Consider the following 15744-nt stretch of genomic DNA (forward strand, 5'->3'; position numbering starts at 1 on the left):
GTAAAGCTATAGATTAAAATCTGTAGCTTTTTAATTAATAATAGCCTCTTTAAATCTGAAATCAATTCTTTTTGTCTGATTGCCCTGATACTGTACGGTCTTTAATACAGCAGCCAAATCAACAAACTTTTCAGCTTTTACATACTTTTCTAATATCACCTGCACCTGATAGCCCCTAGGATAAAGTATAAGATCATCTCCATAAGCATTAATTTCGGATATTAAATTGTATATTTCATTATGATTTTTTTTAAGCTCATAAATTACAGAGGCTAAATACTTGGCATACTCATCTTCTACTTTATCGCTGTTTTGAGTAATGCTTAAACCAGTAATATAAGGCACATCATAATTATAAATATTTCCGTTTTTTATAATATATCCGTCATCGGTTATCTCGTATATTCCTCTGCTTGATTCAAGTAAAAATAAAGTGTCTCTCTCATCTACATTGATAATAAGCAAATCTGGAAATGAGGCTCTTATATTTTCTACTTTAATTCTTACATTTTTTTCTATATCAGAAGTTATATCTTTTTTTGGTATATTGAATAGGCTTGTATTATTGTATTTTGATAATTCAGCCTCTTCCATTATATCCATGGCATTTAATCTTTTTAAGCCTCTTATCTCTACACGAAGGATTCTAGCCTTATTTACAATAAGAACTAAAACTAATATTATAATGATAAGTACAAAAATAGCTATTAATCTTTTTAATAAAGATCTCTGCTTATCGGTAAGCTTATTTTTTTTTAACTTTCTTTTAAGTCTGCTTTCTTTAGTATCTTTCATTATAATATTATTTTAATAATTAATTAACTGAACAGCCTGCACCAAAATCTTTTTCTGGCTTCATAAGAGAAAGAGTCTCTCCATTATCAGCCAAAAGAAGCATACCATGAGAAGTAACACCTCTAAACTTTTTAGGCTTTAAATTTGCCAAATAAAGAACTGTTTTACCAACCATCTCTTCAGGCTTATAATACTCTGCTATAGAAGATACGACTACCCTCTGTTCCCCTCCGCCAATATCAAGTACAAATTTTAAAAGTTTATCAGCATTTTCTACCTTTTCTGCAACTAATATTTTAGCTGTAAGAAGTTCAAGTTTTTCAAAATCTTCTTTTTCTATATTGGCTTTATGTTTATCTTCTTTAGGAGGATTAACCTGTTTTTTATTATCTTCCATACTTGCACCTATTTCTTTTTCTATGTCGTATCTATTAAATAAAGGCTCTCCCTTTTCTATTTTTATTCCAGATTTTAAAGAACCCCATTGTTTAGCACTTTCCAAAGAAACACTATCTCCCAAACCTAATCTGTTAAATACTTTTTTAGGAGTTTCTACAAAGAATATTTGTAAATAAGCTGTTACTATATAGTATACTTGGAAAGATATATACATTACATTAGCTAAATGATCTTTTTTAGTTTCATCTTTAGCTAAATTCCAAGGAGCACTCTCTTCTACATATTTGTTGGTCATTCTTATAACCTCCCAAATATATGATAATGCCTCATTAAATTTAAAACTATCTAATGCCGACTCTACATTGGCATCAAGTGTAAGAACCATTTTTTTAAGTTCTTTTTCTTTATCTCCAAATACACTTTCAGCCTCATCTGGAAGTACCCCATTAAAATATTTTCCAAGCATAGTAGTTATTCTATGCCATAAATTACCATAATCATTAGCTAAATCGCTGTTTATTCTCTTTAAGAAAAGCTCCTGAGAATAATATCCGTCAGAACCGAAATTAATCTCTCTCATAAGAAAATATCTTAAAGCATCAACACCGTATTTATCTATCAAAGTATTAGGATCAACAACATTTCCCCTGCTTTTACTCATTTTCTTACCATCATCAAAAAGCACCCAGCCATGACCAAATACTTTTTTAGGAAGCGGTATATCAAGCATTTTAAGCATTATAGGCCATATAATAGCATGAAAACGCACTATCTCCTTACCTACAAAATGAACATCACAAGGCCAGTATTTTTTATATAATTCATCTTCTCCATCTTCTGGATAGCCTAAAGCAGTAATATAATTTGATAAAGCATCAATCCATACATATATACTATGCTCACTGTCAACAGGACAAGGTATACCCCATTGCAATCCCTTACGGCTTACTGCTAAATCTTCAAGACCAGGTAAAAGAAAGTTTTTAAGCATTTCATTTTGTCTTTCTTTAGGCTCTAAAAACTCAGGGTGATCTTTATAATAATCTATTAACCATTGTCCATATTCTGAAAGTTTAAGATAGTAGCATTCCTCTTCTTTATACTCTAATTCTTTTTCGCAGTCTGGACAATAGAACTTACCGTCATCTTTTTTTACTACCTGACTTTCTGTGAAAAATGCCTCGTCACTTACACAATAAAGACCTTTATAAGCACCTTTATAAATATACCCTTTATCATAAAGTATTTTAAATATTTTCTGTACTCTTCTTTCATGATAGTCATCAGTAGTTCTTATATAATGACTGTAATTAATATGAAGTCTTTTCCATAACTCTTTGGTGGCATTAACAATATTATCAACATAAGCTTTAGGAGTAGTGCCTGCTGCTTCAGCTTTTCTTGCAATTTTCTCACCATGCTCATCTGTACCTGTTAAAAAATAAACATCATACCCCATTATTTTTTTGTATCTAGCCATGGTGTCTGCTGCTATAGTACAGTAGCAATGGCCAATATGCAAATAATCTGAAGGATAGTATATAGGAGTTGTAATATAAAACTTTTTATCTGTCATCTGTATGCCTCCATTTTTAAGTTATGTATTTTTAATATTTTAAAAACAGATTAATTATACTAAAATTAATGGTTTTTGTAAAGCTATTTTTAATGCTGAATTATGAACCTTTAATATATACCTAAACAACTACAATTTGTCAATTTTTAGTTATTTATTAATGTTATTATATATTAATTAATAATACTGTGCGGTGATGTGCCCGTGAAACATCACGAACGAAGATGAGTGAAAGCTCCTGATTAACAAACTTAAAAATTTTTAATATATTCTAGGTATTATATCATGTTTTCTTAGATAAGTTAAAACAAAGGGCGGCATATATTTTCGTATGCTATTCAATATAAAGTTATATAATTTATATTTTTTAAATCCTTCTTCTTCATCATCAAAATAAACAGATAAGCATATTTTCTTTAAATATACATTTTTTATATTTTCAGAAATATTATAGTCAAATTTATTTAAATATGATTTTAGATTTAAAAAATTGTTTTTATATCTAAAATCTCCTTTACAGTCCTCGTATATATTATTAAAAATATATGTAAGTAGTGAATTAGAAAATTCACTACTATTAATGTATACTAGTAAATCTTTATAAATATAAATGTGGTCTAATGTCCTTCTTTCTATATTTAATTTTCTTACCATTTGTCCTTCTCGGCTTCTATAATAATATATTGCATTATTATTACGATAAAAAGTTGGATTATATGTTGTAGTTTTTATAAAGAAATGCAAATCTTCACCAAAAAATATTTTCTCAGAAAAATATATATTATTTTTTATAAGAAAATTTTTGTTATATAATTTGCATACACTATAACATAAAGATTGAAATTTACTGCCTGAAAATCTCCTTATAGTATCTATATATTCCTGTTTATTAAAATTATATTCACCAAAAGTTCTATCATATTTTATTAATATATCATTATCTATAGTTGTATTTTTAAAAGTAGAAGTAAAAACTATATCATATTTATTTTTATATATTGGTAAATATAAGCACTCCAAATAATCATTATTTACATAATCATCACTATCTACAAAAGTAATATATTCAGAGCTAGATTTTTTTATACCAATATTTCTAGAATATGAAGCTCCTTTATTAATTTCATTTTTTATCAATATTATTCTATCATCTTTTTTTTGATAATTTTCTATTAAATGTACACTATTATCTGTACTGCCATCATCTATACAAATTATCTCTATATCACTAAAAGTTTGATTTGATATGCTATCTAAACATCTTATTATGTATTTTTCAACATTATAAACTGGTATAATAACACTTATTTTAGACATATAAAATTGTCTCCTATTTTACAATGCATTATAATAAAATTAATGGTTTTTGTAAAGCTAAAAAATTAATATGATATTTTATTATTATTCTTTCATTTTAAAATTATATTTTACAATACATAAGAAACATTGATACATATTTACAAAATACATTGTATATAAATTTTTTGTAAACAAATAGGAATATTTTATTACATTAAACGATATATTATAGAATAATAAATATTAATTAATATTACAAAATGTTGATTAATATAGTTTTTATTTAAACAATAGGAAAACATGGAAAAATATATTAGTTTATACATTACATAATTTTTATTTTGAAGGAGCAACAATTTTTATGAAGAGGAGACATTCTATAAGGTTTAAAATGCCGCTTATGATAAGTATAATAACTACTATATTTTTAATTATTACTATTACAATACTATCATACAAATCATTCAATACAGTAAGCAAATCTACTTTTTCTGGTTTTGAAAACACATTAGAAGGATATAAGTCTATGCTTGATTCTTGGTTTTCAGAAAATAAGACACTAATAAAAACTTATGCCATAACACCAGCTATAATAAGCTATTTATCTGGAAATATAAGAGAAGACTATCAATTAGCAAAAACATTGGACCATTTTGAATCAATTAATAAATTTTCTTTGAATATAGGAGTAACAGATACAAATGGTACTATATTTGACAATGCCAAGAAAGTTGAAATAGGAAATAATATACAGGATTTAAGACCTGGTATATGGGACAATTTTGTGCAAAGCGGATACGATGCTGCATACGGAACAAAAATAATAAAATCAAGTGCAGACGGTAAATTATCATTAGCATTGATAGCAGGAGTAAGAGATGCTAATAACAAATTGATAGGCTCTATTTATATGATAATTAATTGGGAAGAAGTTGTAAACAGCTTAAAAAAATTAAAACTTGATGAGACTGGAAGATTATTCGCATTAGATGATGACGGAATTATAGTAGCTGACACATATGATTATATAAATGAAAAAGCAGGATCATATTTTGACCTTATAAAAAATGATAATAAACAAAAAGGTGTAATAAATTATAAATTAAATAATAAATCAAGAACAGCAGTATATACCAAAATGGAAGAGCTTCCTTGGACTTTAACTATGGCTATGGATAATAATATTATATACAAAGAAAATATTAATATGCTAAAAATAGCCTTATTAGTATGTATAATTTCTATAATATGTATTAATGCTTTTGCACTTTCTTATATAAAAAGAACTATGTCCCCATTAGACAGCCTAATGAAGCAGGCACAAAAAATATCTGAAGGACATATAGAAATAAATAATTCAAAGAATACCAAAAAAGAAAGAAAAGATGAATTTGGAAGATTAGAATCTGCATTTAATATAATGAGCAAAAAACTTTCAGAAGTTATAAATGAGGTAAATGAAGCTGCAAAAGAAATTATACTTTCATCAGAAAATATGATGGAAAGCAGCGGCGAATTATCATTAAGAGCAGAATCTCAGGCTTCAAGTTTGGAAGAAACTGCAGCAAGTATAGAAGAAATAGTATCAACTATACAGTCATCAACTGAAAATGCTGTAAGCGGAAAAGATATTATGAATGAATCAATAAACTATATAGGAGAGGCTGATAATATTATAAGGCAAACATCTGCAAATATAGAAGAGGTTTATCAGTCAAGCGAAAAAATAAAAGATATAACTAAAATGATAGAAGACATAGCCTTTCAAACAAATATACTTGCTCTTAATGCCTCTGTAGAAGCTGCACGTGCAGGAGAACAGGGTAAAGGTTTTGCTGTTGTAGCAAGCGAGGTTAGAAATTTGGCACAAACTACTCAGTCATCAGTTAAAGATATAGCAAGCCTTATAGATAATACAGCCAAAAGAATAAATAATGCCACACAAACTGCAAGAAAATCTCAGGAACTGTTTTCAGAACTTCAGCATAAAGTAAAGGATACTTCATATTTGATGGAAAATATAGCCTCTACTGCTTTAGAACAGCAATCTGGAGTAAATCAGATAAGCACGGCTATAAGCAGTATGGAAAGTCTCACTACACAAAATGCCGCTTTAGCTAATGAATCAAGCAGTATTTCTAAGAACTTACTAAGCAGAGCTAAAAAACTAGAGAAATGCATACTGTTTTTTAAATTTTAAGTTTATTTTATAAAATATATAAATGGCATTTAATAATAAAAAAACAATGGACATCATTTATTATAGTCCATTGTTTTTATTAAATATATATATTTAATTTTATAATTATTATATATTAATATAAGAACCCTCTTTAGCGAATGCCAGCTGCAAATCTATTTCTTCTTTTTTTAAGAAAGCAAGAAGTTTATTATATATAAGGTCTATCTGAGCATCAGTTCTTTCCTGATTATGATGATGAAGTATAACATAAGGAACATTAGCATCAAGTCCCACTTGTATAGCATCATTCAAAGTAGAATGTCCCCAGCCTACATGTCCGTTATAATATTCGCTTTTTGTGTATTCTCCCTCTATAATAAGTACATTAGCTCCGCGTACAAAATCTATTAATCTCGCATGAAGCAAATCAGCATTATGATTATAATGCGAAAGCGATGGGTGCTGTGCATGAAGACGTTTTTTATAAGGTTCATGGTCTGTTAGGTACACTACCGTTTTATTTCCCGATGTTATCTTATATGAAAGTGTATGGCAAGGGTGATTAACCCATATACTTTCTATAGTCATATTTCCAAAAGTAATTTTCTTTCCTTCGTAAAAAGCCTCAAACTTTAAATTAGCCGCAAACTGCTCTAAGTTTACAGGGAAATAATCTTTTGCAAGTATATTATTGATAGTATCATACATCTCTGTAGAAGAATCTTTAGGACCATATATTGTAAAGCTGTATTTATTTGAGAAAAAAGGTGCGAAGAAAGGTATTCCTATAATATGATCCCAATGGAAATGAGTTAATAGTATAATACTTTCAGTTTTATCAGATTTTAAGGCATAATAACTTGCATTTTTAAGTCCGCTTCCTGCATCTAATATTATATAATTGCCGTCATCATCAATAACCTGAAGGCATGATGTATTGCCGCCATATTCACTGAAACTATTACCGGGGGTTGGTATAGAACCTCTGCTTCCAAGAAATCTTACTTTCACAATTTAGCCTTAAATTATTTTTTATACGTTTATATCATAATACAATAATAAAAAAAAATCAATCTGCTTCTTATTTATTTATAATATTTTTTAATTTTAGATAATTTTTATATAGTTGTATTATTATTATATAGAGTTTATAATAAATACCACATATAACTATAATAAAAAAGGCTGATTAATTAATGAAAATAATATCTTGGAATGTAAACGGCATAAGAGCTGCATATAAAAAAGGTTTGGTTGATTTTATAAAAAAAGAAAACCCTGATATAATATGCCTTCAGGAAACTAAAGCCTTTGAGGAACAGCTGCCTGAAGATTTAAGAAATATAGAAGGCTATGAACTTTTTATCAATCCTGCTGACCCTGAAGTAAAAAAAGGATACAGCGGAGTTGCAATATACACTAAATTAAAACCCAATAAAGTAATTAAAAACAAATTAGGAAATAAATTTTCAGACAATGAGGGAAGAATATTATCATTAGAGTTTGATGATTTCACTATATTTAATGTTTATTTCCCAAATGGCGGAAAATCTCAAGAACATTTCAATTATAAACTTTCTTTTTATGATGAGATTACAAAACATCTAACTAAATTAAAAAGCAAAACTAATGTTATATTATGCGGCGATATGAATATTGCACATGAAGCTATAGATTTGGCAAGACCTAAAGAAAATGAAAAAAGTATTGGTTTCTTACCAGAAGAACGCGAAAAAATAACAGAGTTTTTAAATAAAGGATTTACTGATACATTTAGAATGTTTACAAAAGAAGGCGGACATTATAGCTGGTGGGATATGAAAACTAGGTCAAGAGAAAAGAATGTGGGCTGGAGAATAGATTACTTCTTTGTTAATAATGAAATAGCTAATAATATAAAAAGAGCTGATATTATGACTGATGTTATGGGAAGCGATCACTGCCCTATACTTATAGAATGGGATAAATAAAAAACTGCTTGATTTTTTGACTTTTTATAATAATATATAAAATAGTTTGCTTTTTTACTTTTTTATTTAAAGGAGTTATCATGGTTCGTACGATCATTGAGGATAAAACAGCCATAATCAATATAGAAAAAAATATTATATCTGAAAATGTTGATATATTAGAAGAAAAATTAAATTATGCTAAAAATGCAGGAGCTTTAAACTTTATATTTGACTTTCATAATATAGAATATATGTGTTCTTCTGCATTAGGACTCATAGCATCTGCTTTAAGAGTATCAGGCGAAAACGGCGGTACTGTTTATTTCTGTTCTTTAAGTAAAAAGTTAAAAGCATTATTCGAGGCTACTAAGTTTTTAACTATAGTAAATACTGCAAGCAATGTAGATGAAGCACTTAATAAAATTAAATAATTTTTTATAGGAATTTTATGCTGGTAGAAATTATAAGATTTATATATGTAGTATGTATGCAGGCTTTGAGACTGTATTCTTTTATATGGTTCGTATGGATTATATTAAGCTGGCTTCAGGCTTTTGGAGCTATGCATTTAGACTATTATAATCCTATAGTAAACTTTTTTTATAAAATAACAGACGGAGTTATAGATAAAATTTTTGCAGGAAGAAGACTTATTGTAGGAGTGCTTGACTTATCTCCTTTAATATTTCTTTTAGTTCTTCAAATGGCAGCACCTATAATATTAAAAATAATATTTCAGTTCTTGCTAAACCTTGCTGTTAGGATATAGTTATGAGTTCATTAGATGATATAAGTAAGTACATTGATGACGGAGATTATAAAAAAGCCATAGAAGAGCTTGACATTCTTATATCTAAAGAACCTGATAATGCCAAAGCATTTTATATGCGTGGGAAATATGCCTTTATAGAACTTCAGCAGGAAGAGTTTGACAATACTAAATATGATGCAAGAAGGGCATTAATATATTCCTCAATAGAATATGACTTAAATAGATCTATAGATATTGATCCTAATATAGCGGATGCATACAGAGGTCTTATGTATTTAAATAGAGATTTAAAAAACATAGACAAAGAAAGAGAGTATGCTCAAATACTTTTTGATAAAGATAATACTGCATATGATGCCTTATTAATACTTGCAAGTAGCTATCTTAATAACGGAGAAAATGAAGCCGACTTTCATCAGGCTATAGGCTACTATGATGACTTTATCAAAAATGCTGAAGACAACAGAATAGCAAGATTTGAAAGAGGACTTTGCTACTACAATCTTAATATACTTCCCAAAGCAGATATTGAAGCTAATAAACTTATTTATGATTTTCCTTTTTATGATGATGCATATTTTCTTAAAGGAATTATACTAGCAAAAAACGGTATAAAGTCAGAGTTTTATGAGGATGCTGTATTCTTCTTTGACAGAGCAATAGAACTCAACAGCCTAAACTTTAATGCTATATATGAAAGAGGAGAATGGTATTTTAATAAGGGTAATTACAGAAAGGCCATAGAAAATTATAATGAACTTCTAAAATATAATAATAAATACCGATTAAATGCTTTACTTGGTAAGATTCAGGCACTGCATGATCTTATTATAGAAAATGAAGATAAGTTCTATCCAGACAGTCAGGAAGAGGGAAAAGACCTTAAAGAAGTTTTTTATTTGCTTGATAAAGTTATAAATGTACTTGGAATAAACAGCATGCAGTACAGATACTATAGGGCTAATTTGTATGCATATCAGGGCGAGATAAAAAAAGCTATAGCTGAGTTAAAAAAAATACTAAATGAAAATGATGAGGCTTGGATCTATGAAAAAATAGCAGAGCTTTATCATAATTATGCTCAAAGCGATGATGATTATAGAGAAGCATTAAAATATTTATATCATATTGATAAAAGTGAATACAAATACTCAACATACTATATAATGATATTCTCTAATTATGAGCTTAAAAATTATGAGAAAACTGCTGAATTATGCAAAGAGCTTTTTCAATATCTTTATGAAGACGATGATGAAGAAATATCTTATATAAGATTTATATATGCTCATTCACTTCAAATGATAGGCTCTAATGATTATGAGCTTATATTAAATAATCTTCAAAGATGTTTAAACAGCAAATTAGATAAAGCCACTATATACCGTTCTATAGCGAAGATAATGCTTTATAATATGCCAAATAAATATAATAATGACGGAATAGATATGTTAAAAAAAGCTATAGGTTTAAATGATGCTTTATCATATTTTATGTACGCCAAAGAATTATTTTACGGCGATATTATAATACCGTATCCAGAACTCGCTATATCTATGGCTGATATGTCTTTTAATATAGATAATACATTAGAATGTGCTTTAACTATCATAGGAAAAGGATATGAATTAGGACGCGGAATCGAAAAAAATCCTAATAAAGCATTTGAAATGTACTATAAAGCATGTGAACTTTCTGATATAAACAATTCAAAATGTTCATGTGCTAAAGGGCTTACTGCTCATTGTTATTATAAAGGAATAGGCGTTGAAAAAAATGAGAGCATAGCCTTTGATATAGTTAATAAAACGGTGATGAGTAAAGGTAAAGATTCGCATGATCATATAGCACTGCTTTATTCATACTTTGCTCTTAATAATATAAAAGGCTTTGATTTGATTACAGCATTATCATTATTTGACAGTATAGAATCTCATGCCAATAATCTCTATATAATAATGACTTTAAAAAGAATATATAAAAAACTAGGAAGAAAATATGATGTTAAAAGAATGGAGAAAATGGAGAAAAATGCTGTAATGGTAACTGGTGAATTAAATATGTCATATCTAAGAAAATACATAAAAAAGTTTAATGACTTCTATCCTATTTTAACTTTTACACTTTGACAAAAAAATCATTTATATATATATTATAATATAAAATAAACAAGAGGTAACTATTATGATAAACAAAACTATGAGTATAGGTGAAATAATACAGATCTTTCCAGATTCTGTAGAGATAATGATGAGTCATGGACTTCATTGCGTAGGCTGTCATGTGGCAAGCTGGGAAAGTTTGGAAGAAGGATGCCGCGGTCATGGAATGAATGATGATATGATAGATAACTTAGTAAAAGAGATTAACAATAAATATGAGGCAAGCAAATAATTTTGTTTTTTAGCTTTATATAACTCTTAAAAAAGACAGCATATATTTTATACGCTGTCTTTTATTTTTATAAATAAAAAATAAAGTATTATTTTCCGTCTTTGTATTCTCTTATTATTCCTCTTACCCTTATTGTAAGTCCGTAAACTTTCTGCTCTGCTATGATTACATCAAGAGGCACCTGATTATATTTATCTTTAGAAATCAATGCATCTGTTCCGTATTTATCTTTTTCATAAACTCTTACAGTAGTAAGCTTATCTCTTTGAAGTTTAGTTTTTAAATCTTCTCCATTTTCTATAGTAAATCTTATATCTCTTTTTATATTCTTTCCTTCAAGCCAATTAACTTTAAATGTGCCTATATTTTTATCAACAAAACGCATGAAAAATACTAAAGACAAAGCATCATAAGCCATTCCGCTAAACTCTATCTTTTCATCAGTTGTTCTTTTATCATTAAATAGATAATAATTTTTATAAAAAGTTAAAGTTTCATTATTTGTCCATTCGCCTTCGGAAGTATCTTTTTTGAGAACTAAAGGACTAAAATCATTTGTAGAAACCCAAGCCTCAAATACATCGCTTACTTTATAAACCCAATTGGCAGCACCAGTAGTATAAACATGAGCATAAAGATGATAGGCTGGTATTCCGTTTACATTGCTTATTGCTAGAACTTTAGCCTCAAGTGTTCCTACCTTGCCGCTTATATTAAACTCTGGAACCTGTGCTAAAACATCATACTTTATATATTCACCTACTTTAAATGTTTGATTGTATCCAAATATCATATTTGAAATCAAAAGTGTAATTATAAAAACATATTTTTTCATAAAAATACAATCTCCTTTATAAAGATAAAAATAAAGATAAAATCACTATCTTTATATTATTATATATACTGAAAAAAATAAATTTTGTCAAAGATTTATTTAAACTTTTTTTACAATTTTATAATTATTATAGAGAACCTTCGTCTACTTCTGTGGCCTGAAGACGGCTTTTTAATTTATCTATCATATTGCCTTCAACAGCCCTCTGAAACTGTATAGCCACATCCTTATTCTTTGTAAACTTAGGTATAGCCTTTGATATCAAATCATTTATTCTTTTATCGGTCTGCGTCATTTCAAATATATTGTCTGGAAGTGCTACTATTAATGTTGCACCTTTGCTTTCTATAGGATTACCCTGCGATAAGAGTGAATATATAGTAGGGCTTTCTGTTTCTATAAAAGAGAGTATTTTATTGTAGAATATGCGTCTTTTATCGGTTGGATTTAGAGGTACATCATACTGAGGTTTAGGCTGATTTGATTGTGAAACTGCATTATTATTAGCATTTTCAAATCCGTAATCTTCATTAAGAGACGAAACAGAAGAAGAAGCCTGCATATTGGAAGCTATTATATCAACAGGACGTATTAAATTGTCAGTATTAAGCAAAAGAAGCATACGCATTTCAAATATAGTCCTAGGATTAGATGCACTTCTTATACGCTCTTCTGCAAGCAATATATAATCAAGTATTCTCTCTATCTCATCATCACTGTAATGATTAGCAAATACTTTTAAATCGTCTCTCTCATTTTCAGTAATCTCTAATAATTTTATATCATCAATACCGCTTTTTATCATAAGAACTACACGCATATACTCTATTACGCTGTTTATAAATGTTCTAGGGTCTACTGCATCTTCAAATAATTTCTTCACAAACTCAAAATAAGATTTTTTATTTTCAGACATTATAATATCAAAAAACTCTTTAACAAAAGAAAAGTTATTCCCTCCCACAACAGCATTAACATCAGCACTTGTTATATACTTTTTATCAGTAGTATAAGCTATCATCTTCTCAAGTATAGTTTCACTGTCTCGTACAGAACCTCTTGCCTGCTTTGCTATTAAAAATATTGCCTCTTCATCATATTTAATATTTTCTTTATCAAGTATGCCTTTTAATATTTTCTCTAAATCTTCTATACCTAATGACTTAAAAGTATACTGCTGACATCGGCTTCTTATAGTAGGAAGTACTCTGTCTGCTTCAGTAGTGGCAAGTATAAACACAACATGAGCAGGAGGCTCTTCTAAAGTTTTAAGAAGTGCATTAAAAGCCTCATTAGTTATCTGATGCACCTCATCTATAATATATACTTTATATTTTCCAGCTACAGGTGATATACGCACATTTTCTATAATAGTTCTGATATTTTCTATACCTCTATTGCTTGCACCGTCAATTTCTATAACATCAAGAGGAGTTCCATTTTCTATTTGAGTACATGATGGACAAACTCCGCATGGCTTATCAGTAGGACCATTAACACAGTTTAAGGCTTTGGCTATAATTCTAGCAAGAGAAGTTTTACCCACACCATGAGCCCCTGAAAACAGATATGCATGTGCTATCTTTTTTTGGGCTATACTTTTTGATATAGTCTTTGTGATATGCTCCTGACCTATAACTTCTTCAAAGGTTTGAGGGCGGTATTTTCTTGCTATTACTTTATAGTTTTCTGCCATATTTATAGTGTTCCATTAATTTATTTTTGTATTGTTTTTAATTAATTTATTTTAACAGACTATATTTATTTGTCAATTTTTATTTATGCTCCTGCCATTTACACTCTGTTATATACATATCACTAAATACCGCCTTAAAATATGACTCTTCTGGACTGCATGCATATATTCCGAAACTTATTTCATCATCTGCTTTAAATAAATGAAATATTCTCATCTGTTTAAAATTTTCTCCGTCTTCGCTGTATTCTATTAAAAAATCGCTTTCCCTTCTGCTTAATCTATAATGCATCTCTTTTATAGAAGCCGATATATCCTGAGTAGCCCAGTCAGAATATCCATTATTTGTAACAACACTACCCAAACGCTGATAATTTTCATTTTCGTATTCTATAGAAGCCTTAAACCAATTTTCACTGTCTATATAAATAGCAACTCCGCATTGGTCAAAACGGCATTTACTTTCAAATACAGTTTTTACTGTGAAAGAAAAATATTTATCTTTTGTCTTTGTCTGAAGTATTGGGGCATTGTCATTTCTAAAACCATAATATGTTCTCTGCCATAAGTCGGTATTAGGTTCCGTATATATTTCTATTTTTTTATCATCTATAATAACATTTTTAGGTTTTCTAATCCAAAATAGTTCTTCTTTTAAAAATTCCTTATACATACTTTCCTCTAATAAAAAAAAATAAAATACATATCAATTATACATCTTATTTGGTATCAATTCAATAATTAATAATAATCAAATATTTTTTATATTTAGTATTGACTAAATATATATAAATTTATATAATAAGTAAGGATTAGTTTTATTATTAGATAATCGGCTTTTCATATAAAATTGCAATCACCAAAATGCAAAGGCGGTATTTAACAGTATGGAAAACTCATATAAAGATATGTATGACAATATCTTAAATAACTATGAAGAATACCTAAAAGTTGTTGATATATGTCATAATCTCTCCTCAATTAGAATTAATAATCTTATTAAAACTTTCGGCGGAAATAATTATGAAAATGAATGTTTTTATAAAGAAATAAAAAATGATAATATATCATATGCTATTGATATATACTGTGATAAAATAGATTCTACTTCTTTAATACTTCATTCAAGCAAAGGTTCTGATGATTTGGAGAGAATACTTTCAGAAAATGAATGTATGTATGGTTTTTCTAAGTCTGAAGATGAAGATACATTATACAGAAAATTTGCGTTTCCTAAAGATGAAAAAAAACTATTATATATAACAGAAAAAATAATAGATTTATTTAAAAAAGAAATTGAATAATATTATTTAGTTTTTAAGTATTGTGTTTTATATATACTTGCTTCATAATATTAATTGTTTTAACTTTATAGCTGGGATTTTTTATAATAAAAGTCTCGGCTATAAATTTATTTTGCCTGCATATAATTAGTTTAATTTAATACTTACTTTAAGATTTATTTTAATAAAATATAGAGCAAATAAAAAAATCCGTAAGAGTAATTATTACTCCTATGGATTTTATAAAACAAATTAATTATTTAGAAAAATCTTCATAATATTTATCTAATAATTTTTCATCTTCTTTAATACCATATTGAGTATTTTTAATGTATTCATCATAATATTTTTCTAAAAACTTTAACGCCTTTTCATTAACCATTTTCTCATTTAAAGAAATACTGGAATCAATGCCTATATCTAGTATTTCTTTTCCATCAGCACTTAGCAAATTATTTTTTTCAAGCCATTTAAAAATAAATTTAAAATGTTCAATAACATTCTTTTGATTAGCAGCATTATCTATATGCCATAATGCTTTATCAATAATTTTTGCCATAA

Annotated in this window: 15 protein-coding genes; 7 read left to right on the top strand and 8 right to left on the bottom strand. The window is 27.9% G+C overall.

The annotated features are described in order from the left end of the window. Window positions 1-30 precede the first annotated feature (30 nt). The 3 genes from F811_RS0111200 to F811_RS16235 form a co-directional block, all read right to left on the bottom strand. Window positions 31-795 carry a cell division protein FtsQ/DivIB gene (locus F811_RS0111200; protein WP_020005333.1) on the bottom strand — a complete coding sequence of 255 codons (765 nt, stop codon included), beginning with the start codon at window positions 793-795 and terminating at the stop codon, window positions 31-33. Between the two features lie 19 nt (window positions 796-814). Next, entirely contained in the window at window positions 815-2770 is a 1956-nt protein-coding gene (gene metG, locus F811_RS0111205; protein WP_020005334.1) for a methionine--tRNA ligase, read from the bottom strand. A gap of 261 nt (window positions 2771-3031) precedes the next feature. After that, window positions 3032-4087: a glycosyltransferase family 2 protein gene (locus F811_RS16235; RefSeq protein WP_020005335.1), complete on the bottom strand. Its 1056-nt coding sequence runs from the start codon at window positions 4085-4087 to the stop codon at window positions 3032-3034. 343 nt (window positions 4088-4430) lie between these two features. On the opposite strand from F811_RS16235, the gene F811_RS0111215 reads away from it, so the two are divergent. Then, complete coding sequence (locus F811_RS0111215) at window positions 4431-6269, top strand: methyl-accepting chemotaxis protein (RefSeq protein WP_026364436.1); 1839 nt, start codon at window positions 4431-4433, stop codon at window positions 6267-6269. Window positions 6270-6377: 108 nt separating this feature from the next. Here F811_RS0111215 and F811_RS0111220 read toward each other — a convergent pair whose 3' ends face one another. Further along, the gene (locus tag F811_RS0111220) at window positions 6378-7262 is read right to left on the bottom strand and encodes an MBL fold metallo-hydrolase (protein ID WP_020005337.1); all 885 of its coding nucleotides are present in this window, start codon (window positions 7260-7262) and stop codon (window positions 6378-6380) included. A gap of 185 nt (window positions 7263-7447) precedes the next feature. Between F811_RS0111220 and F811_RS0111225 the strand changes: the two genes are divergently transcribed. From F811_RS0111225 to F811_RS0111245, 5 genes are all read left to right on the top strand, one after another. Further along, complete coding sequence (locus tag F811_RS0111225; protein ID WP_020005338.1) at window positions 7448-8221, top strand: exodeoxyribonuclease III; 774 nt, start codon at window positions 7448-7450, stop codon at window positions 8219-8221. A gap of 80 nt (window positions 8222-8301) precedes the next feature. Further along, window positions 8302-8634, top strand: a complete 333-nt coding sequence (locus F811_RS0111230; protein ID WP_020005339.1) for an STAS domain-containing protein — start codon at window positions 8302-8304, stop codon at window positions 8632-8634. Window positions 8635-8651: 17 nt separating this feature from the next. Then, the gene (locus tag F811_RS0111235; RefSeq protein ID WP_020005340.1) at window positions 8652-8972 is read left to right on the top strand and encodes a YggT family protein; all 321 of its coding nucleotides are present in this window, start codon (window positions 8652-8654) and stop codon (window positions 8970-8972) included. A 2-nt stretch (window positions 8973-8974) separates the two neighbouring features. Continuing rightward, window positions 8975-11104, top strand: coding sequence for a tetratricopeptide repeat protein (locus F811_RS0111240; protein WP_020005341.1), 2130 nt, complete (start codon window positions 8975-8977; stop codon window positions 11102-11104). A 55-nt stretch (window positions 11105-11159) separates the two neighbouring features. After that, complete coding sequence (locus F811_RS0111245; protein ID WP_020005342.1) at window positions 11160-11369, top strand: DUF1858 domain-containing protein; 210 nt, start codon at window positions 11160-11162, stop codon at window positions 11367-11369. 88 nt (window positions 11370-11457) lie between these two features. On the opposite strand, the gene F811_RS0111250 is transcribed toward F811_RS0111245, so the two are convergent. The 3 genes from F811_RS0111250 to F811_RS0111260 all read right to left on the bottom strand — a co-directional run bounded on the left by F811_RS0111250 (window position 11458) and on the right by F811_RS0111260 (window position 14573). Continuing rightward, entirely contained in the window at window positions 11458-12204 is a 747-nt protein-coding gene (locus F811_RS0111250; RefSeq protein WP_020005343.1) for a DUF3108 domain-containing protein, read from the bottom strand. Window positions 12205-12331: 127 nt separating this feature from the next. Beyond that, window positions 12332-13900, bottom strand: a complete 1569-nt coding sequence (gene dnaX, locus F811_RS0111255) for a DNA polymerase III subunit gamma/tau (RefSeq protein WP_020005344.1) — start codon at window positions 13898-13900, stop codon at window positions 12332-12334. Between the two features lie 79 nt (window positions 13901-13979). Further along, the gene (locus F811_RS0111260) at window positions 13980-14573 is read right to left on the bottom strand and encodes a DUF1349 domain-containing protein (RefSeq protein ID WP_020005345.1); all 594 of its coding nucleotides are present in this window, start codon (window positions 14571-14573) and stop codon (window positions 13980-13982) included. Between the two features lie 214 nt (window positions 14574-14787). Here F811_RS0111260 and F811_RS0111265 point away from each other — a divergent pair, with 214 nt between their 5' ends. Further along, on the top strand, window positions 14788-15204 hold the full coding sequence (locus F811_RS0111265; protein WP_020005346.1) for a hypothetical protein: 417 nt from the start codon (window positions 14788-14790) through the stop codon (window positions 15202-15204). A 235-nt stretch (window positions 15205-15439) separates the two neighbouring features. Here the strand turns inward: F811_RS0111265 and F811_RS0111270 are convergent, their stop codons facing one another. Next, the gene (locus F811_RS0111270) at window positions 15440-15742 is read right to left on the bottom strand and encodes a hypothetical protein (RefSeq protein ID WP_020005347.1); all 303 of its coding nucleotides are present in this window, start codon (window positions 15740-15742) and stop codon (window positions 15440-15442) included. Window positions 15743-15744: the final 2 nt, after the last annotated feature.

This window comes from Brachyspira innocens ATCC 29796 (assembly GCF_000384655.1).
GTDB lineage: Bacteria > Spirochaetota > Brachyspiria > Brachyspirales > Brachyspiraceae > Brachyspira > Brachyspira innocens.

Excerpts from the sequence above, each read along its gene's own strand:
- F811_RS0111230 (WP_020005339.1), top strand. The coding sequence starts at position 8,302 with ATGGTTCGTACGATCATTGAGGATAAAACAGCCATAATCAATATAGAA.
- F811_RS0111265 (WP_020005346.1), top strand. The coding sequence starts at position 14,788 with ATGGAAAACTCATATAAAGATATGTATGACAATATCTTAAATAACTAT.
- F811_RS0111215 (WP_026364436.1), top strand. The coding sequence starts at position 4,431 with ATGAAGAGGAGACATTCTATAAGGTTTAAAATGCCGCTTATGATAAGT.
- dnaX (WP_020005344.1), bottom strand. The coding sequence starts at position 13,900 with ATGGCAGAAAACTATAAAGTAATAGCAAGAAAATACCGCCCTCAAACC.
- F811_RS0111225 (WP_020005338.1), top strand. The coding sequence starts at position 7,448 with ATGAAAATAATATCTTGGAATGTAAACGGCATAAGAGCTGCATATAAA.
- F811_RS0111250 (WP_020005343.1), bottom strand. The coding sequence starts at position 12,204 with ATGAAAAAATATGTTTTTATAATTACACTTTTGATTTCAAATATGATA.
- F811_RS0111200 (WP_020005333.1), bottom strand. The coding sequence starts at position 795 with ATGAAAGATACTAAAGAAAGCAGACTTAAAAGAAAGTTAAAAAAAAAT.
- F811_RS16235 (WP_020005335.1), bottom strand. The coding sequence starts at position 4,087 with ATGTCTAAAATAAGTGTTATTATACCAGTTTATAATGTTGAAAAATAC.
- metG (WP_020005334.1), bottom strand. The coding sequence starts at position 2,770 with ATGACAGATAAAAAGTTTTATATTACAACTCCTATATACTATCCTTCA.
- F811_RS0111245 (WP_020005342.1), top strand. The coding sequence starts at position 11,160 with ATGATAAACAAAACTATGAGTATAGGTGAAATAATACAGATCTTTCCA.
- F811_RS0111270 (WP_020005347.1), bottom strand. The coding sequence starts at position 15,742 with ATGGCAAAAATTATTGATAAAGCATTATGGCATATAGATAATGCTGCT.
- F811_RS0111240 (WP_020005341.1), top strand. The coding sequence starts at position 8,975 with ATGAGTTCATTAGATGATATAAGTAAGTACATTGATGACGGAGATTAT.
- F811_RS0111235 (WP_020005340.1), top strand. The coding sequence starts at position 8,652 with ATGCTGGTAGAAATTATAAGATTTATATATGTAGTATGTATGCAGGCT.
- F811_RS0111260 (WP_020005345.1), bottom strand. The coding sequence starts at position 14,573 with ATGTATAAGGAATTTTTAAAAGAAGAACTATTTTGGATTAGAAAACCT.